Origin of the sequence: Pseudomonas sp. M2(2023) (assembly GCF_030263955.1) — a bacterium.
GTDB lineage: Bacteria > Pseudomonadota > Gammaproteobacteria > Pseudomonadales > Pseudomonadaceae > Aquipseudomonas > Aquipseudomonas asiatica.
Genome location: NZ_CP127114.1, coordinates 3,978,989 through 3,996,688, shown reverse-complemented (window position 1 = coordinate 3,996,688; position 17,700 = coordinate 3,978,989). Strand labels below are relative to the sequence as shown.

The 17,700-nt window shown below is 63.7% G+C and carries 19 protein-coding genes; all 19 read left to right on the top strand.

Annotated features, from left to right (window positions below; all coding sequences use genetic code 11):
- Nucleotides 1-149 precede the first annotated feature (149 nt).
- The 19 genes from fliH to fliA all read left to right on the top strand — a co-directional run bounded on the left by fliH (nt 150) and on the right by fliA (nt 17,605).
- Entirely contained in the window at nt 150-932 is a 783-nt protein-coding gene (gene fliH / locus QN085_RS18435; RefSeq protein ID WP_285687739.1) for a flagellar assembly protein FliH, read from the top strand.
- Nucleotides 922-2,277, top strand: coding sequence for a flagellar protein export ATPase FliI (gene fliI, locus QN085_RS18430; RefSeq protein ID WP_013973602.1), 1,356 nt, complete (start codon nt 922-924; stop codon nt 2,275-2,277). The genes fliH and fliI overlap by 11 nt, the downstream gene beginning before the upstream one ends.
- 6 nt (nt 2,278-2,283) lie before the next feature.
- Nucleotides 2,284-2,736, top strand: a complete 453-nt coding sequence (gene fliJ / locus QN085_RS18425; protein WP_023661010.1) for a flagellar export protein FliJ — start codon at nt 2,284-2,286, stop codon at nt 2,734-2,736.
- A 191-nt stretch (nt 2,737-2,927) separates the two neighbouring features.
- A complete protein-coding gene (locus tag QN085_RS18420) occupies nt 2,928-3,233 on the top strand; it encodes an STAS domain-containing protein (RefSeq protein WP_013973600.1) in 306 nt (101 codons plus the stop codon).
- Between the two features lie 8 nt (nt 3,234-3,241).
- A complete protein-coding gene (locus QN085_RS18415; protein ID WP_031324413.1) occupies nt 3,242-4,933 on the top strand; it encodes a fused response regulator/phosphatase in 1,692 nt (563 codons plus the stop codon).
- 48 nt (nt 4,934-4,981) lie between these two features.
- Nucleotides 4,982-5,329 carry an Hpt domain-containing protein gene (locus tag QN085_RS18410; protein WP_023661012.1) on the top strand — a complete coding sequence of 116 codons (348 nt, stop codon included), beginning with the start codon at nt 4,982-4,984 and terminating at the stop codon, nt 5,327-5,329.
- 72 nt (nt 5,330-5,401) lie between these two features.
- Nucleotides 5,402-6,652, top strand: a complete 1,251-nt coding sequence (locus tag QN085_RS18405; RefSeq protein WP_196184033.1) for a flagellar hook-length control protein FliK — start codon at nt 5,402-5,404, stop codon at nt 6,650-6,652.
- Between the two features lie 218 nt (nt 6,653-6,870).
- Complete coding sequence (gene fliL / locus QN085_RS18400) at nt 6,871-7,368, top strand: flagellar basal body-associated protein FliL (RefSeq protein WP_013973596.1); 498 nt, start codon at nt 6,871-6,873, stop codon at nt 7,366-7,368.
- Between the two features lie 9 nt (nt 7,369-7,377).
- Nucleotides 7,378-8,346 (top strand): flagellar motor switch protein FliM, encoded by a 969-nt coding sequence (gene fliM, locus QN085_RS18395; RefSeq protein WP_013973595.1) that lies wholly within the window; start codon nt 7,378-7,380, stop codon nt 8,344-8,346.
- A 47-nt stretch (nt 8,347-8,393) separates the two neighbouring features.
- Nucleotides 8,394-8,864: a flagellar motor switch protein FliN gene (fliN, locus tag QN085_RS18390; protein WP_024087456.1), complete on the top strand. Its 471-nt coding sequence runs from the start codon at nt 8,394-8,396 to the stop codon at nt 8,862-8,864.
- 12 nt (nt 8,865-8,876) lie between these two features.
- The gene (gene fliO / locus QN085_RS18385; RefSeq protein ID WP_196184032.1) at nt 8,877-9,311 is read left to right on the top strand and encodes a flagellar biosynthetic protein FliO; all 435 of its coding nucleotides are present in this window, start codon (nt 8,877-8,879) and stop codon (nt 9,309-9,311) included.
- Nucleotides 9,311-10,066: a flagellar type III secretion system pore protein FliP gene (fliP, locus tag QN085_RS18380; RefSeq protein WP_038410037.1), complete on the top strand. Its 756-nt coding sequence runs from the start codon at nt 9,311-9,313 to the stop codon at nt 10,064-10,066. Before fliO ends, fliP begins: the two co-directional genes overlap by 1 nt.
- Before the next feature lie 21 nt (nt 10,067-10,087).
- Nucleotides 10,088-10,357, top strand: a complete 270-nt coding sequence (gene fliQ, locus QN085_RS18375; protein WP_013973591.1) for a flagellar biosynthesis protein FliQ — start codon at nt 10,088-10,090, stop codon at nt 10,355-10,357.
- Between the two features lie 7 nt (nt 10,358-10,364).
- On the top strand, nt 10,365-11,141 hold the full coding sequence (gene fliR, locus QN085_RS18370) for a flagellar biosynthetic protein FliR (RefSeq protein WP_013973590.1): 777 nt from the start codon (nt 10,365-10,367) through the stop codon (nt 11,139-11,141).
- Between the two features lie 2 nt (nt 11,142-11,143).
- Nucleotides 11,144-12,286: a flagellar biosynthesis protein FlhB gene (gene flhB, locus QN085_RS18365; RefSeq protein ID WP_013973589.1), complete on the top strand. Its 1,143-nt coding sequence runs from the start codon at nt 11,144-11,146 to the stop codon at nt 12,284-12,286.
- Between the two features lie 203 nt (nt 12,287-12,489).
- A complete protein-coding gene (flhA, locus tag QN085_RS18360; RefSeq protein WP_013973588.1) occupies nt 12,490-14,619 on the top strand; it encodes a flagellar biosynthesis protein FlhA in 2,130 nt (709 codons plus the stop codon).
- Nucleotides 14,620-14,630: 11 nt separating this feature from the next.
- Nucleotides 14,631-15,941 carry a flagellar biosynthesis GTPase FlhF gene (gene flhF / locus QN085_RS18355; RefSeq protein WP_196184031.1) on the top strand — a complete coding sequence of 437 codons (1,311 nt, stop codon included), beginning with the start codon at nt 14,631-14,633 and terminating at the stop codon, nt 15,939-15,941.
- A gap of 93 nt (nt 15,942-16,034) precedes the next feature.
- The gene (gene fleN, locus QN085_RS18350; RefSeq protein ID WP_003254408.1) at nt 16,035-16,868 is read left to right on the top strand and encodes a flagellar synthesis regulator FleN; all 834 of its coding nucleotides are present in this window, start codon (nt 16,035-16,037) and stop codon (nt 16,866-16,868) included.
- Nucleotides 16,865-17,605 (top strand): RNA polymerase sigma factor FliA, encoded by a 741-nt coding sequence (fliA, locus tag QN085_RS18345; protein ID WP_013973585.1) that lies wholly within the window; start codon nt 16,865-16,867, stop codon nt 17,603-17,605. Before fleN ends, fliA begins: the two co-directional genes overlap by 4 nt.
- The last annotated feature ends 95 nt before the right edge of the window (nt 17,606-17,700 follow it).

Sequence of the window (17,700 nt, the reverse complement as noted above, 5' to 3'; positions counted from 1 at the left end):
CTGAAGGCCGACGCCGCCCCTTGTGGGAGCGGGTTTACCCGCGAAGGCGTCGGACCTGGCGATAGAGGTTGTCGCTGCCGACGCATTCGCGGGTGAACCCGCTCCCACAGGGACCGTGTCGGCTGAACATGGTTTGAGAACATGACAGCATGCCCACCAAAGAACATCACCCCAGCGACCTGATCCGCGCCCGCGACCTCGAAGGCGTGGACGTATGGGCGCTGCCCAGCTTCGACCCGGAACCCGAGGCTGAGCCCGAACCGGAGCCGGAGCCCGAGGTAGTCGAGGAAGAAGTCGAGGAAGTGCCGCTGGAAGAAGTCCAGCCACTGACCCTGGAAGAACTCGAGGCCATCCGCCAGGAAGCCTACAACGAAGGCTTTGCCACCGGTGAGCGCGAGGGCTTCCATAGCACCCAGCTCAAGGTCCGCCAGGAAGCCGAAGAGGCCCTGAAGACCAAACTGGAAAGCCTCGACCGGCTGATGACCAACCTGATGGAGCCGATCGCCGAGCAAGACACGCAGATCGAGAAGGCCCTGGTCCACCTGGTTGCTCACATGACCCGTCAGGTAATCGGTCGCGAACTGCGGAGTGATTCCAGCCAGATCACCCAGGTACTGCGCGAAGCGCTCAAGCTGCTGCCCATGGGCGCGGACAATATCCGCATCCATCTCAACCCGCAGGATTTCGAGCTGGCCAAGGCCCTGCGCGAGCGCCATGAGGAAAGCTGGCGGCTGCTCGAGGACAGCGCGCTGCTACCAGGCGGCTGCCGTATCGAGACCGCGCACAGCCGCATCGACGCGACCATGGAAACCCGCATCGAGAAAGCCGTGGCGCAACTGTTCGATCAGTTGCACGACCATTCGCTGTACCCGGCGGCAGCGGATATGTCCATTGATCTGGACAGCCTGGTGGATACCCCGGATGCACCTTGAACGCACCAGCTTCGGCAAACGCCTGGGCAGTTATGCCGAGGCCATCGAACTGCCGGCCCAGCCCATCGTCGAAGGCCGCCTGCTGCGCATGGTTGGCCTCACCCTGGAAGCCGAAGGCCTGCGCGCTGCAGTCGGCAGCCGCTGCCTGGTAATCAACGACGACAGTTATCACCCGGTGCAGGTGGAAGCCGAAGTCATGGGTTTTGCCGGGCCCAAGGTATTCCTCATGCCGGTCGGCAGCATCGTCGGCATCGCTCCCGGCGCCCGGGTGGTGCCGCTGGATGACGGCGGCCGCCTGCCCATGGGCATGAGCATGCTCGGCCGGGTGCTCGACGGCGCCGGCCGTGCGCTGGATGGCAAGGGCGGGATGAAGGCCGAGGACTGGGTGCCGATGGACGGCCCGGTGATCAACCCGTTGAACCGCGACCCCATCAGCAAACCGCTGGATGTGGGTATCCGCAGCATCAATGGCCTGCTCACCGTCGGTCGCGGCCAGCGCCTGGGCTTGTTCGCCGGTACCGGCGTGGGCAAGTCGGTGTTGCTGGGCATGATGACCCGCTTCACCGAAGCCGAAATCATCGTCGTCGGCCTGATCGGTGAGCGGGGCCGCGAGGTCAAGGAATTCATCGAGCATATCCTTGGTGAGGAAGGCCTCAAGCGCTCGGTTGTGGTCGCTTCGCCCGCCGACGATGCGCCGCTGATGCGCCTGCGCGCCGCCATGTACTGCACACGTATCGCCGAGTACTTCCGCGACAAGGGCAAGAACGTGCTGTTGCTGATGGACTCGCTGACTCGTTTCGCCCAGGCCCAGCGTGAAATTGCCCTCGCCATCGGCGAGCCGCCGGCCACCCGGGGTTACCCGCCGTCGGTGTTCGCCAAGCTGCCCAAGCTGGTGGAGCGGGCCGGCAACGGCGAGCCAGGCGGTGGTTCGATCACCGCGTTCTACACTGTGTTGTCCGAGGGTGACGACCAGCAGGACCCGATTGCCGACTCGGCGCGTGGTGTGCTCGATGGCCACTTCGTGCTGTCGCGGCGGTTGGCCGAGGAAGGCCATTACCCGGCTATCGACATCGAAGCCTCGATCAGTCGGGTCATGCCTCAGGTGGTCGATGCCGACCATTTGCGCCAGGCGCAAAAGTTCAAGCAGCTGTGGTCGCGCCTGTCGCAAAGCCGTGACCTGATCAGTGTGGGTGCCTACGTGGCGGGTGGCGACCCGGAAACCGATCTGGCCATTGCCCTGCAGTCGAAGCTGGTGGAGTTTCTGCGCCAGGGCCTGCGCGAGAACGTGGGCATGGCGCAAAGCCGCGACCAGCTGGGGGCGATCTTCACGCCCCCGGCAGGCTGATAAGCCATGGCGCTGCCTGGACGTGCCGCGCGCCTGGCGCCGGTGGTGGACATGGCCGAAGAGGCCGAGCGCAAGGCGGCGCAGCGCCTTGGGCAGTTCCAGCAGCAGGTGGCCACTGCCCAGGCCAAGCTGGCCGAGCTCGAGCGGTTTCGCGAGGATTACCAGCTGCAGTGGATCAACCGCGGCGGGCAGGGGGTAAACGGTAGCTGGCTGGTCAATTACCAGCGCTTCCTCGGGCAGCTGGAAACGGCCATGACTCAGCAGCGCCAGAGCCTGGTCTGGCACCAGAACAACCTCAACAACGCCCGCGGCACCTGGCAGCAGGCCTATGCCCGGGTGGAAGGCCTGCGCAAGCTGGTACAGCGCTATCTGGAGGAAGCCCGGCGGGCCGAAGACAAGCGCGAGCAGCGCCTGCTCGACGAGCTGTCACAACGCCTGCCGCGGCAGAGTCACCTATAGCCTGTACTGGCCTCTTCGCGGGTAAACCCGCTCCCACAGGCACGGCGCAGGATTCGAATTTGTGAAGGTCCTGTGGGAGCGGGTTCACCCGCGAAGAGGCCGGGACAGGCAGCCCACATGCTTGCCACCCCCGCCATCGCCTGCTAAACCTTTATGGAGTTGCATCCGCCATCATCGAAGGAATCGCTAGCATGGCAGTCGAGACTGATTTTTCGCAGGACGGGAAAAAGCTGACGATAAAGATCAAGGGGCGCTTCGATTTCGGCAAGCACCAGGAATTTCGCGACGCCTACGAACGCCAGCCCAGCCGGCCAGATTCGGTGGTCGTCGACCTGAAGGACACCACCTACCTCGACAGTTCCGCGCTCGGCATGCTGCTGTTGCTGCGTGACCATGCAGGCGGCGATGAGTCGGATGTGCGAGTGGTGCATGCCAGCTCCGACGTGCGCAAGATACTCGCCATCTCCAATTTCGAAAAACTCTTCGATATCAGTTGAGCGCCGACATGCCGGCCGAACAGGCGTTGACCGTGCTGGTGGCCGAAGACGGTGCCGCCGACCGCCTGCTGCTGGCGCAGATCGTGCGCCGTCAGGGTCATCAAGTATTTACCGCGGAAAACGGCGAGCAGGCGGTGGCGTTGTTCGTCGAGCGGCGCCCGCAACTGGTGCTGCTGGATGCGCTGATGCCGGTGATGGATGGCTTCGAGGCGGCGCGACAGATCAAGGCCCTGGCCGGCGAAGCGCTGGTGCCGATCATTTTCCTGACTTCATTGAACGAGGAGGAAGGCCTGGTGCGCTGCCTGGAGGCAGGGGGCGACGACTTCATGGCCAAGCCCTACAGTGCGGTGATCCTTGGTGCCAAGATCCGCGCCATGGACCGACTGCGCCGGCTGCAGGCCACCGTGCTGGAGCAGCGTGACCAGATTGCCCGGCACCACCACCACCTGCTCAACGAGCAGCGGGTGGCCAAGGCGGTGTTCGACAAGGTGGCCCACTCCGGCTGCCTTGCCGCGCCTAACATCCGCTACCTGCAATCGCCCTATGCGCTGTTCAATGGCGACCTGATGCTGGCCGCGTTCACCCCGTCCGGCGACATGCGTGTGCTGCTCGGCGACTTTACCGGCCACGGCCTGCCGGCGGCGGTAGGGGCGATGCCGCTGGCCGAAGTGTTCTACGGCATGACTGCCAAGGGCTACGGCATGGCGCAGGTCCTGCGCGAGATGAACGCCAAGCTCAAGCGCATCTTGCCGGTGGACATGTTCTGTTGTGCGCTGCTGCTCAACCTCAGCATGCAGCGCGGTTCGGTGGAGGTGTGGAACGGCGGTATGCCTGATGGCTATCGCCTGGCAGTGGATGGCCAGGTGCTGTCGGCGCTGGGTTCGCGACACCTTCCGCTGGGCATCCTGGACGCCGAGCGTTTCGATGACAGTACCGAAGTGCTGCCGCTGGCGCCGGGTGAGCGCCTGCTGCTGCTTTCGGACGGCGTGCTCGACACGGCCGACGACCAGGAGCGCCTGTTCGGCGTGCAGCGCCTGCGCAGGGTGCTGGCCGACAACCGTGACCCGGCGCGGCTGTTCGACGAAGTGATGCAGGCCCTGGAGCGCTTTGGCGGGCGCCCGCGCGATGACATCAGCCTGTGCGACATTCGTATGTTCTGTGCCGAGGAGCGGGTGCCGGCGCCGATGATCTACTCTGATAGCGGCCGCTCCAGCCCGCTGGACTGGTCGCTGGGGTTCGAGGTGCGTGGCGAGAGCCTCAAACGCTTCAACCCGGTGCCGTACCTGGTGCAGTTGTTGCAGGAGATTCACGGCCTGCGTGCGCGCACCGGCAACCTGCACAGTGTGCTCAGCGAGCTTTATTCAAACGCGCTGGAGCATGGCGTGCTGGGCCTGGATTCGCAGCTCAAGCGCGATGGCCAAGGCTTTGCAGACTATTATCAAGAGCGCGCCCGGCGCCTCGGGGTGTTGACCGACGGTTACGTGCGCATCGATTTCAAGGTTGAACCGCATGCCGACGGCGGGCGTCTGATGATCGAGGTCCGTGACAGTGGTGCCGGGTTCGATGTGCAGGGCGTGCTGTCGCGGCCCACGCTGGAGCAGGGGCTGAGCGGGCGTGGCCTGAATCTGGTTCGGCGGCTGGCCAGCAGCGCGTGCTGGAGTGAAGGCGGGCGTTGCGCGCATGTGGAGTTCGTCTGGTGAGCCACGGGTTGGCTCGGGCATAATCTGGCTTGATCAAGGAGTGAACAAGTGACTGACATGCATATTGACCACAAGGTACTCAGCGACCTGCGTGAGGTCATGGAAGATGGCTACCTGCAGTTGGTGCAAACCTTTCTTGACGACTCCGAGCGGCGCCTGGGCCAGTTGCATGCGGCCAAAAATGCTGAAGAGCTCGGTTCTGCGGCCCATAGTTTCAAGGGCAGTAGCAGCAATATGGGCGCGGTTGCACTGGCCAGCCTGTGCCAGCAACTGGAGGAGCGCGCGCGGCGGCCTCCGCTGTATGGCATCGAGGACCTGATCAACCGCATCGACCTGGAGTTCCTCGAGGTACAGCGCTTCTACCGAGGTGAGCAACAACGCATTTCGGCGGGTTGATACACGACTTGGCGCGAGTCTTGCCTGTCTCTGGCTGGATGATTTTTTTGTTTCTGGCGCGGAGACCGCTCGATGCCTGTCGCACCCAACCCATTGCTGCAAGGTAACGCCGTTGCCAATACCTCGCGTTCGGCCTCCGCACAGGCCGACAAGCCGCTGCAGGCGCCGGGCGACAAGGGCGACGGCTTCGGCCAGGTGATGGCCAGGCAGGGCCGCGACAAGGCCGCAGGGCAGGACGACAAGGTCGCCCAGGCCAAGCCAGAGGCGGCGCAGGGCGGCAAGAAAGCCGCTGCCGACAAACCCGCAGTTGCCGATGACGGCAAACAATTGCCAGCCGACGACCAGGCCAAGGCTGACACCGGCTTGCGCGATGCCAGCCTGGTGGCCGGCCAGGTAACCGACGCCCAGCCTGGCGCTCAACTGATCCAGGCGCAGGCCGAGGCGGTGGCGCCGGTGTTGCAGGCCGCCACGGCGCAGGTCACGGCCGTGCTGCCCGAGGAGTCTGCCGCCGAGGAAACCTTCGATCCTGACGCCGACCCTCTGGCCAACTTACCGACCTTGCGTCTGGCGCTGGAGCAAAGCGCCCAGGCCAAAGGGGCGACTTCGGCGCATGCCCTGGACGCTTCGCAGGCTCAGGGCGAGGAGGGGCAGATGGCCGTCAATACCTTGGCGAATCTGGTCGAGAATGCCGAAGGTGAAGCGGGCGAGCCCGGCGACAAGGCCTTTGCTGCCTTGCTCGAAGATGGCCTGAAGGACACCAAGGGCGCTGGCAGCGATACGCGCATCGACGATTTCGCCAACCGCCTGGCCAACCTGACCCAGGCCGCCACGGCCAAGACCGCCAATGCCGTGCCTGCCAACGCCAGCCCGTTGCACCAACCGCTGCCGATGAACCAGAACGCCTGGGCCGAGGGCCTGGTCAACCGGGTCATGTACCTGTCCAGCCAGAACCTGAAGTCGGCGGATATCCAGCTGGAGCCGGCTGAACTGGGCCGCCTGGATATTCGCGTCAATGTTGCGACGGACCAGTCGACCCAGGTCACCTTCATCAGCGGCCACGCCGGGGTGCGTGACGCCCTCGACAGCCAGGTACACCGCCTGCGCGAGCTGTTCGCCCAGCAGGGGCTGGCACAGCCGGATGTCAACGTGGCCGACCAGTCGCGCGGGCAGCAGCAACAGCAGCAGGGTCAGGCGCAGGGCAGCAACCTGTCCGGGGTGGCGGCGCGCCGGGCCGAGCAGGGCGGGGTAGAGGCAGTCGATAGCGCCCGGCCTGTGGAGCAGCAGGTGGTTGTTGGCGACAGTGCGGTCGATTATTACGCGTAGATCCCGATTGCCTGTACTGGCCTCTTCGCGGGTAAACCCGCTCCCACAAGTACAGCGCAGGGTTCGAAGCCTGTGGAGGTCCTGTGGGAGCGGGTTCACCCGCGAAGAAGCCAGCACGGTTGTCCCTGCTGAAATCTCCCTTCTGCAAAATCTGGCATAACACTTGCTCAAGCCAAGCCATCCTCCCTTGAACCCCCGATGGACGACGGATTATTGGCATGGCGAAGAGCGAAGCAGTCAAAGACCCCGCCACTAAAGGCAAACTCAAGCTGATCCTGCTGGCAGTAGTGGGCCTGTTGCTGGCGATCGGCCTGTCGGTGGGCGCTACCTGGTTCATCATGCACAAGAGCGAGCCGGCCCCGGCCGCCGATCCTGCAGCCAGCAACGTCAAGCCAGCGGCTATCTACGAAGCACTGACCCCGGCCTTCGTGGTCAACTTCAACCAGAACGGTCGCCAGCGCTACATGCAGGTGAGCATCACCCTGCAAGCGCGCAACCAGGCCGACCTGGATGCGCTCAAGGTGCACATGCCGGTGATCCGCAACAACCTGGTGATGATGTTCTCCGGGCAAGGCTTCGACACCCTGGCCGGCAGCCCGGTGGGGCAGGAAATGCTGCGTCAGAAGGCCACCGCAGTGGTCCAGGAAGTGGCGCAGAAGGAAGTCGGCAAGCCGGTCGTCGACCAGTTGCTGTTCACCAATTTCGTATTGCAGTAGGAGTCCGCAATGGCCGTACAGGACCTGCTGTCCCAGGATGAAATCGATGCCCTGTTGCATGGCGTCGACGACGGGCTGGTGCAGACCGAGAGTGCATCCGAGCCTGGCAGCATCAAAAGCTACGACCTGACCAGTCAGGACCGTATCGTGCGGGGTCGCATGCCGACCCTGGAAATGATCAACGAGCGCTTCGCCCGCTACACCCGTATCAGCATGTTCAACCTGCTGCGCCGCTCCGCCGACGTGGCGGTGGGTGGCGTGCAGGTGATGAAGTTTGGCGAATACGTGCACTCGCTGTACGTGCCGACCAGCCTCAACCTGGTCAAGATCAAGCCGCTGCGCGGCACTTCGCTGTTCATCCTCGATGCCAAGCTGGTGTTCAAGCTGGTGGACAACTTCTTCGGCGGCGATGGCCGCCATGCCAAGATCGAAGGCCGCGAGTTCACCCCCACCGAGTTGCGCGTGGTGCGCATGGTGCTGGACCAGTGCTTCGTCGACCTCAAGGAAGCCTGGCAGGCAATCATGCCGGTCACCTTCGAGTACATGAACTCCGAGGTCAACCCGGCCATGGCCAACATTGTCGGCCCCAGCGAGGCGGTGGTGGTGTCCACTTTCCACATCGAACTGGACGGCGGTGGCGGCGACCTGCATGTGACCATGCCGTACTCGATGATCGAGCCGGTGCGGGAAATGCTCGACGCCGGTTTCCAGTCCGACCTGGACGACCAGGACGAGCGCTGGGTCAAGGCCCTGCGCGAAGACGTGCTGGATGTTGCCGTGCCGCTGACCGCCACCGTAGCCCGTCGCCAGTTGAAGCTGCGCGACATTCTGCACATGCAGCCTGGCGACGTGATCCCGGTGGAGCTGCCCGAGCACCTGGTGCTGCGTGCCAACGGCGTGCCGTCGTTCAAGGCGCGCCTGGGTTCGCACAAGGGCAACCTGGCGCTGCAGATCATCGACCCGATTGAACGCCGCTGACGGCGTGCCGATCGCACATAACGAATTGAATGCCTGTCGAGGAAACCATGGCTAACGAAAACGAGATTACCTCCGCAGAGGACCAGGCGCTGGCCGATGAGTGGGCTGCGGCACTGGAAGAAACCGGTGCAGCCGGCCAGGCCGACATTGATGCACTGCTGGGTGGTGACACCGGCAGCAGCACCAGCGGGCCGGGACGCCTGCCGATGGAGGAGTTCGCCAGCTCGCCGAAGCCGAACGAAAACGTCAGCCTCGAAGGCCCGAACCTGGACGTGATCCTGGATATCCCGGTGAACATTTCCATGGAAGTGGGCAGCACCGAGATCAACATCCGCAACCTGCTGCAGCTCAACCAGGGCTCGGTGATCGAGCTCGACCGCCTGGCCGGCGAACCGCTCGACGTGCTGGTCAACGGCACGCTGATCGCCCATGGCGAGGTAGTGGTGGTCAACGAGAAGTTCGGCATCCGCCTGACCGACGTGATCAGCCCCAGCGAACGTATCAAGAAGCTGCGCTGAGTGAAGGGCACGATGCGCGCCATCGCGGCGGCTGCCGCGCTGCTCGCCAGCCAGGCTTGCCTGGCCGCGGCCACACCGGCGGCCACACCGGCAACCGCACCTGGCAGCCTCGGTGGGCAGCTGGCGCAGATGGTTTTCGGCCTGCTGCTGGTGGTCGGCCTGATCTTCTTCCTGGCCTGGTTGCTGCGGCGTCTGCAAAGCACGGCGGTGAAGGGCGGGCAGGTGATCGAGATCGTCGGCAGCCGGGCCATCGGCCCGCGTGACCGCCTGCTGCTGGTGCAGGTGGGCAAGAAGCAGATCCTGATCGGCCATACCCCTGGCAGCATCGAGGCCCTGCATGTGCTGGCCGAGCCCGTGGAAGTGCCGGAAAACGCCCGCCAGGCGACGCCGGAGTTTGCCCAGCGGCTGATGGAGCTGATGGGCAAGGACCCTAAGGACAAGAAGTGATGAGTGGCGCGCTGCGTGTGTTGTTGACTCTGGCGCTGCTGCTGGCTGCGCCGCTGGCCCTGGGTGCCGACCCGCTGTCGATCCCGGCCATTACCCTGTCCAATACCCCGGACGGGCAGCAGGAATATTCGGTCAGCCTGCAGATCCTGCTGATCATGACTGCGCTCAGCTTCATCCCGGCGTTCGTCATCCTGATGACCAGCTTCACCCGCATCATCATCGTGTTCTCGATCCTGCGTCAGGCCTTGGGCCTGCAGCAGACGCCGTCGAACCAGTTGCTGACCGGCATGGCGCTGTTCCTGACCATGTTCATCATGGCGCCGGTGTTCGACCGGGTGAACCAGGACGCCCTGCAGCCGTACCTGAAGGAGCAGATGACCGCCCAGCAGGCCATCGACAAGGCCCAGGGGCCGCTCAAGGACTTCATGCTGGCACAAACCCGGCAAAGCGACCTCGACCTGTTCATGCGCCTGTCCAAGCGTACAGACATCGCCGGCCCGGACCAGGTGCCGCTGACGATCCTGGTGCCGGCGTTCGTCACCTCCGAGCTGAAGACCGCGTTCCAGATCGGTTTCATGATTTTCATCCCGTTCCTGATCATCGACATGGTGGTGGCCAGCGTGCTGATGGCCATGGGTATGATGATGCTGTCGCCGCTGATCATCTCGCTGCCGTTCAAGATCATGCTGTTCGTGCTGGTCGATGGCTGGGCGCTGATCATGGGTACCCTGGCCAGTAGTTTCGGCGGCGTCTGACGCCGTCAAGGAGAGCCGCCGATGACACCTGAAGTCGCTGTCGACCTGTTCCGTGATGCGTTATGGCTTACCACGCTGATGGTTGCCGTGCTGGTGGTGCCGAGCCTGCTGGTGGGCCTGGTGGTGGCGATGTTCCAGGCCGCCACGCAGATCAACGAACAGACCCTGAGTTTCCTGCCGCGCCTGTTGGTGATGCTGGTGACGTTGATCATCGCCGGGCCGTGGCTGGTGCAGAAGTTCATGGAGTACATCACCAGTCTCTACACCAACATCCCGCAGCTGATCGGTTGACGCGCCGATGCTGGAGCTGACCGACACGCAGATCGGCACCTGGGTCGCGACCTTCATCCTGCCGTTGTTCCGGGTGACGGCGGTGCTGATGACCATGCCCATCCTCGGCACCCGCATGCTGCCGGCGCGGGTGCGCCTGTACGTGGCGGTGGCTATTACGGTGGTAATCGTCCCGGCACTGCCCCCCCTGCCTGAGTTCGACCCGCTGAGCCTGCGCGGTTTGCTGCTGTGTGCCGAGCAGATCATTGTCGGCGCGCTGTTCGGCCTGGCTTTGCAGTTGCTGTTCCAGGTGTTCGTGATTGCCGGGCAGATCGTCGCGGTGCAGATGGGTATGGCCTTCGCTTCGATGGTCGACCCAGCCAACGGGGTCAACGTCACGGTGATCAGCCAGTTCATGACCATGCTGGTAAGTGTGTTGTTCCTGCTGATGAATGGCCACCTGGTGGTGTTCGAGGTGCTGACCGAAAGCTTCACCACCTTGCCGGTGGGCAACGCACTGGTAGTCAATCATTTCTGGGAGCTGGCCGGGCGCCTGGGCTGGGTATTTGCCGCAGGCCTGCTGCTGATTCTGCCGGTGATCGCCGCGCTGTTGGTCGTGAACATTGCCTTTGGTGTGATGACCCGCGCCGCGCCGCAACTGAACATTTTCTCCATCGGTTTCCCGCTGACCCTGGTCATGGGCATGTTCATTTTCTGGGTCGGCCTGGCCGATGTGCTGTCCCACTACCAGGCATTGGCCAGCGAAGCGCTGCAATGGCTGCGTGAACTGGCGAGGGCGCGCTGAGCATGGCGGAAAGCGAGAGCGGTCAGGACAAGACAGAAGACCCCACCGAAAAGCGCAAGCGCGATGCTCGCGAGAAAGGCGAGATCGCGCGCTCCAAGGAGCTGAACACGGTGGCGGTGACCCTGGCCGGCGCCGGTGGCCTGCTGGCCTTCGGCGGCCACCTGGCCGAGACGCTGCTGGAGATGATGCGCATGAACTTCAGCCTGACCCGCGACATCATCGTCGACGAGCGGGCTATGAGCGCCTTCCTGTTGGCCTCGGGCAAGATGGCGATTTGGGCGACGCAGCCGGTGCTGATCCTGCTCTTCGTGATCTCCTTCGTGGCACCCATCGCACTGAGCGGTTTCCTGTTCTCCGGCAGCCTGCTGCAGCCCAAGTTCAGCCGCATGAACCCGCTGTCGGGTATCAAACGCATGTTCTCGATGCACGCCCTGACCGAGCTGCTCAAGGCGCTGGCCAAGTTCTTCGTGATCCTGGTGGTGGCGGTGGTGGTGCTGGTCAGCGATCGCCAGGCCTTGCTGTCGATCGCCAACGAGCCGCTGGAGCAGGCGATCATCCACAGCTTGCAGGTAGTGGGCTGGAGTGCGTTGTGGATGTCGGCCGGGCTGCTGCTGATCGCGGCGGCTGACGTGCCGTTCCAGCTGTGGCAGACCCACAAGAAAATGAAGATGACCAAGCAGGAAGTGCGCGACGAGTACAAGGACAGCGAAGGCAAGCCTGAGGTCAAGCAGCGTATTCGCCAGCTGCAGCGCGAGGTATCGCAGCGGCGCATGATGGCGGCTGTGCCGCAGGCCGACGTGATCATCACCAACCCGACGCATTATGCGGTGGCCTTGCAGTACGACCCGGAAAAAGGTGGGGCAGCGCCGTTGCTGCTTGCCAAGGGGACGGATTTCATTGCCTTGAAGATTCGCGAGATCGGTGTGGAGCACAAGGTCCAGATCCTCGAATCACCGGCATTGGCGCGGGCGATCTACTACTCCACCGAGCTCGAACAGGAAATCCCTGCCGGGCTTTACCTGGCGGTGGCGCAGGTGCTGGCCTACGTGTTCCAGATCCGCCAGTACCGGGCTGGCAAGGGCAAGCGGCCAGAGCCGCTTAAGGACGACCTGCCGATTCCGCCGGACCTGCGCCGCGACAGTTGACCTTGTGTCAGGGCTTCTGGCCCTTTCGCGGGTGAACCCGCTCCCACAGGTCCTCTGCTGCGGTCCCTGTGGGAGCGGGTTCACCCGCGAAGAGGCCGGAACAGGCAACATAAATCCCCCATCGAGCAAAGTTGGAAAGCTTCTTGCAAAGCCAGCGCCAGGCGCCCCCTGTGCGTCAAAGTTTTGCATCAAGAGGACTCGCGGTGGATCGCACTCAGTTAATCAGCAACGCCCGTAACAACCTGGCCGGGCTCGGTCGGGGCAACCTGGGTGTACCGCTGTTGCTGCTGGTGATGTTGGCAATGATGATGTTGCCGATACCGCCGTTCCTGCTCGATGTGTTCTTCACTTTCAACATCGCCCTGTCGATCGTGGTCCTGCTGGTCTGCGTCTACGCCCTGCGCCCACTCGACTTCGCTGCGTTCCCTACCATCCTGCTGGTGGCCACGCTGTTGCGCCTGGCCCTGAACGTGGCTTCCACCCGGGTGGTGATGCTGCATGGCCAGGAGGGCCATGGCGCCGCCGGCAAGGTGATCCAGGCCTTCGGCGAGGTGGTGATCGGCGGTAACTACGTGGTCGGTGCCGTGGTGTTCGCCATCCTCATGATCATCAACTTCGTGGTGGTGACCAAGGGTGCCGGGCGTATCTCGGAGGTGAGCGCGCGTTTCACCCTCGACGCCATGCCCGGCAAGCAGATGGCCATCGACGCCGATCTCAACGCCGGCCTGATCGACCAGGCCCAGGCCAAGCACCGTCGTGCCGAAGTGGCGCAGGAGGCCGAGTTCTACGGTTCGATGGACGGTGCCAGCAAGTTCGTTCGCGGTGACGCCATCGCCGGTTTGCTGATCCTGTTCATCAACCTGATCGGCGGCATGCTGATCGGCATGCTGCAGCACGGCATGAGCTTTGGCGATGCCGGCAAGGTGTACGCCTTGCTGACTATCGGTGACGGTTTGGTGGCGCAATTGCCATCACTGCTGCTGTCGACCGCTGCCGCGATCATGGTTACCCGCGCCTCGGGCTCCGAGGACATGGGCAAGCTGATCAACCGGCAGATGTTCGATTCGCCCAAGGCCCTGGCGGTGTCCGGCGCGCTGATGATCGTCATGGGCCTGGTGCCGGGCATGCCGCACGTGGCCTTCCTCAGCCTTGGCCTGCTGGCTGGTGGTGGCGCGTACCTGGTGTGGAAGAAGCAGCAGAAGGCCAAGGCGCAGGCGCTGCAGGAAGCGCAGCGCCAGCAGGACCTGCTGCCATCGCCACAACGCGCGCTGGAAACCAAGGAGCTGGGCTGGGATGACGTCACGCCGATCGACATGATTGGCCTGGAGGTCGGCTACCGGCTGATCCCGCTGGTCGATCGCAACCAGGGTGGCCAATTGCTGGCGCGAATCAAGGGCGTGCGCAAGAAGCTGTCGCAGGACCTGGGCTTCCTCATGCCCACCGTGCACATCCGCGACAACCTTGACCTGCAGCCCAGCGCCTATCGCCTGACCCTGATGGGGGTGATCCTGGCCGAAGCCGAGATCTACCCGGATCGCGAACTGGCAATCAACCCGGGGCAGGTGTTCGGTACTCTCAACGGCATTGCCGCACGCGATCCGGCGTTCGGCCTGGAGGCCGTGTGGATTGATGTCGGCCAGCGTTCCCAGGCGCAGTCGCTGGGCTACACCGTGGTCGATGCCAGTACCGTGGTGGCTACGCACCTGAACCAGATTCTGCAGAAGCACTGCCACGAACTGATCGGCCATGAAGAGGTCCAGCAACTGCTGCAGGTGTTGGCCAAGGCATCGCCTAAACTTGCAGAAGAGCTGGTGCCGGGTGTCATTTCGTTGTCGGGCCTGCTCAAGGTGCTGCAGGCGCTGTTGTCGGAACAGGTGCCCGTACGCGATATCCGCAGTATCGCCGAGGCGATCGCTAACAACGCCGGCAAGAGTCAAGATACCGCCGCGCTGGTGGCGGCGGTGCGCGTCGGATTGTGTCGCGCCATCGTGCAAAGCATTGTCGGCGTTGAGTCGGAGCTGCCAGTGATTACCCTGGAGCCAAGGTTGGAACAGATTTTGCTCAATAGTCTGCAAAGGGCCGGGCAAGGTCAGGAAGACGGTGTTCTTCTGGAACCGAGCATGGCCGAGAAGCTGCAGCGTTCGTTGATCGAGGCGGCCCAGCGCCAGGAAATGCAGGGCCAACCGGCCATCCTCCTGGTCGCCGGCCCGATCCGCGCCATGCTGTCGCGTTTCGGTCGTCTGGCTGTACCGAATTTGCATGTTCTGGCGTATCAGGAAATACCGGACAACAAGCAAGTCACCATCGTTGCCACCGTGGGCCCTAACGGCTGAGGTAGGGGATAATGCAAGTTAAGCGATTTTTCGCCGCCGATATGCGTCAGGCCATGAAGCTGGTCCGTGATGAGCTGGGCGCCGATGCCGCCATCATCGGCAACCGTCGCATCGCCGGCGGTGTCGAACTGACGGCCGCGCTGGACTACAAGCTGTCTGCCCTGGCCCCGCGTGTGCCCAACGCCGAACTGGAAGAAGAGCTGCGCAAGACCCATACGCGCATCGCCACTGCCCAGGCCGAACTGGATCATCGTCAGGACAGCAGCGACAACAACCGCCAATTGTTCGCCGGGCAGTCGCTGACCGCCGCCGAGCCGTTGGTCGAACCGCACATCGATGCGCCCGAGGCCGCTGCGCCAGCCCCTGCGTCGGCGCCGGTCGATCCGCGCCTGTTCGATGCCATGCGCTCCGAGCTTTCGGGCCTGCGCGAGCTGCTGGAAGTGCAGCTCGGCTCGCTGGCCTGGAACCAGCTGCAAGGCAGCAAGCCGCAGCAGGCCACCGTCTGGCGCCGGCTGCAGCGCATCGGTCTGTCCGGGCCGATCGCCCGTGAGCTGCTGGACCTGATCGCCGAGATCGACGAGCCACGTCAGGCCTGGCGCATGTTGCTGGCGCATCTGGCGCGGATGATCGAAATCCCCGAGGTCGAGCCGATCGAAGAGGGTGGGGTGATCGCCATGGTCGGCCCGGCCGGCATGGGCAAGACCACCACCCTGGCCAAGCTGGCCGCCCGCTACGTGCTCAAGTACGGCGCGCAGAACCTGGCGCTGGTGAGCATGGACAGCTTCCGCATCGGCGCCCAGGAGCAGCTCAAGACCCTGGGCCGCATCCTTAACGTGCCTGTGACCTACGTCGACCCGGGCCAGTCGCTGGCCGCGGCGCTGGAGCCGCTGCTGCGCAAGCGCGTGGTGCTGATCGATACCGCTGGCCTGCAGGCCAGTGACCCGGCCCTGCGCATGCAACTTGAAACCCTGGCCGGGCGTGGCATTGCCGCGAAGAACTACCTGGTGCTGGCCACCACCAGCCAGAAGCAGGTGCTGACTGCTGCCTACCACAGCTACAAGCGCTGCGGCCTGGCTGGTTGCATCCTGACCAAACTCGATGAAACGGCGAGCCTTGGCGATGTGCTGAGCCTTGCCATCAGTCATGAACTGCCAGTGGCCTACCTGACCGATGGGCCGCGCATTCCTGACGACCTGCACCTGCCTCGGGGGCACCAGTTGGTCACCCGCGCGGTCAATGTGCAGCAGCAGGACGAGCCCAGCGAAGAGGCCATGGCCGACATGTTCGCTGATCTCTATCACAACCCACGGCGAGCGGGTTGATGATGAAGTGTGTGCAAGGTAGCTATGCCAAAGGGTACGCAGAATTGCCCTACGTGTGGCCTGAGTCCCAGCGAGACAAGGTAAAGAACAGACATGGGTAGCATGCATCCCGTACAGGTGATCGCCGTGACCGGTGGCAAAGGTGGCGTCGGCAAGACTAACGTTTCAGTGAACCTGTCCCTGGCGCTGGCCGAGCTTGGCCGCAGGGTCATGCTGCTCGACGCCGACCTGGGCCTGGCCAATGTCGACGTGCTGCTGGGCCTTACCCCCAAGCGGACCCTGGCCGATGTCATCGAAGGGCGCTGCGAATTGCGCGACGTGATGTTGCAGGGCCCCGGTGGTGTGCGCATCGTACCGGCTGCCTCGGGCACGCAGAGCATGGTGCACCTGGCCCCGGCCCAGCATGCCGGGCTGATCCAGGCGTTCAGCGAAATTGGCGACAACCTCGACGTGCTGGTGATCGACACCGCGGCGGGTATCGGTGATTCGGTGGTCAGCTTCGTCCGCGCGGCACAGGAGGTGCTGCTGGTGGTATGCGACGAACCCACCTCGATCACCGACGCCTACGCCCTGATCAAGCTGCTCAACCGCGACTACGGCATGAACCGTTTCCGCGTGCTGGCCAACATGGCGCAGAGCCCGCAGGAAGGCCGTAACCTGTTCGCCAAGCTGACCAAGGTCACCGACCGTTTCCTCGACGTTGCCCTGCAGTATGTGGGTGCTGTGCCGTATGACGAGTGCGTGCGCAAGGCGGTGCAGAAGCAGCGTGCCGTGTACGAAGCTTTCCCACGGTCCAAGTGCGCGCTGGCCTTCAAGGCGATAGCCCAGAAGGTCGACAGCTGGCCGCTGCCGGCCAACCCGCGTGGCCATCTGGAGTTCTTTGTCGAGCGTCTGGTGCAACCCACCAGCGCGGGTCCAGTGCTATGAACGCCAGCGGTTTCAAGATGTACAGCCGAGCGTCGAAAGACGCCCAGTACGAGCTGATCGAACGCTACGCCCCGCTGGTCAAGCGCATTGCCTACCACCTGCTGGCGCGGTTGCCGGCCAACGTGCAGGTCGAGGACCTGATCCAGGCCGGCATGATCGGCCTGCTGGAAGTAGCCAACAAATACGACGCCAGCAAGGGCGCCAGCTTTGAAACCTACGCCGGCATCCGCATTCGCGGGGCCATGCTCGATGAAGTGCGCAAGGGCGACTGGGCACCGCGTTCGGTGCACCGCAACACCCGCATGGTCAGCGACGCGATGCGTGCGGTTGAAGCCAGAACCGGACGTGACGCTAAAGATCATGAAGTTGCTGCCGAACTCCAATTGAGTCTCGATGATTACTACGGGATCTTGAACGATACCTTGGGCAGCCGCCTGTTCAGCTTCGACGACCTGTTGCAGGACGGCGAGCACGAAGGGCTGCATGAGGATGGTGCCAGTGGCCAGGTAGAACCTGCGCGTGGCCTGGAGGACGAGCGCTTCCAGGTCGCCCTGACCGAGGCCATCGCCAACCTGCCGGAGCGTGAGCGCCTGGTGCTGGCGCTGTACTACGACGAAGAGCTGAACCTCAAGGAAATCGGTGAGGTGCTGGGGGTCAGCGAGTCGCGGGTCAGCCAGTTGCACAGCCAGTGTGCCGCGCGCCTGCGCAGCCGCCTGGGGGAATGGCGGGCGCGTTGAGCCCGCTGTCGTTGCAGTCGTTTTCTACGTTGTACCGAATTGTGAATGCGCGCTCGGGGCCGAGCGCGTTTGAGACTGCTTGGAGGTCTACTTGA

Coding starts and splice junctions, on each gene's coding strand:
- fliH (WP_285687739.1), top strand. CDS start 150: ATGCCCACCAAAGAACATCACCCCAGCGACCTGATCCGCGCCCGCGAC.
- fliI (WP_013973602.1), top strand. CDS start 922: ATGCACCTTGAACGCACCAGCTTCGGCAAACGCCTGGGCAGTTATGCC.
- fliJ (WP_023661010.1), top strand. CDS start 2,284: ATGGCGCTGCCTGGACGTGCCGCGCGCCTGGCGCCGGTGGTGGACATG.
- QN085_RS18420 (WP_013973600.1), top strand. CDS start 2,928: ATGGCAGTCGAGACTGATTTTTCGCAGGACGGGAAAAAGCTGACGATA.
- QN085_RS18415 (WP_031324413.1), top strand. CDS start 3,242: ATGCCGGCCGAACAGGCGTTGACCGTGCTGGTGGCCGAAGACGGTGCC.
- QN085_RS18405 (WP_196184033.1), top strand. CDS start 5,402: ATGCCTGTCGCACCCAACCCATTGCTGCAAGGTAACGCCGTTGCCAAT.
- fliL (WP_013973596.1), top strand. CDS start 6,871: ATGGCGAAGAGCGAAGCAGTCAAAGACCCCGCCACTAAAGGCAAACTC.
- fliM (WP_013973595.1), top strand. CDS start 7,378: ATGGCCGTACAGGACCTGCTGTCCCAGGATGAAATCGATGCCCTGTTG.
- fliN (WP_024087456.1), top strand. CDS start 8,394: ATGGCTAACGAAAACGAGATTACCTCCGCAGAGGACCAGGCGCTGGCC.
- fliO (WP_196184032.1), top strand. CDS start 8,877: ATGCGCGCCATCGCGGCGGCTGCCGCGCTGCTCGCCAGCCAGGCTTGC.
- fliP (WP_038410037.1), top strand. CDS start 9,311: ATGAGTGGCGCGCTGCGTGTGTTGTTGACTCTGGCGCTGCTGCTGGCT.
- fliQ (WP_013973591.1), top strand. CDS start 10,088: ATGACACCTGAAGTCGCTGTCGACCTGTTCCGTGATGCGTTATGGCTT.
- fliR (WP_013973590.1), top strand. CDS start 10,365: ATGCTGGAGCTGACCGACACGCAGATCGGCACCTGGGTCGCGACCTTC.
- flhB (WP_013973589.1), top strand. CDS start 11,144: ATGGCGGAAAGCGAGAGCGGTCAGGACAAGACAGAAGACCCCACCGAA.
- flhF (WP_196184031.1), top strand. CDS start 14,631: ATGCAAGTTAAGCGATTTTTCGCCGCCGATATGCGTCAGGCCATGAAG.
- fleN (WP_003254408.1), top strand. CDS start 16,035: ATGGGTAGCATGCATCCCGTACAGGTGATCGCCGTGACCGGTGGCAAA.
- fliA (WP_013973585.1), top strand. CDS start 16,865: ATGAACGCCAGCGGTTTCAAGATGTACAGCCGAGCGTCGAAAGACGCC.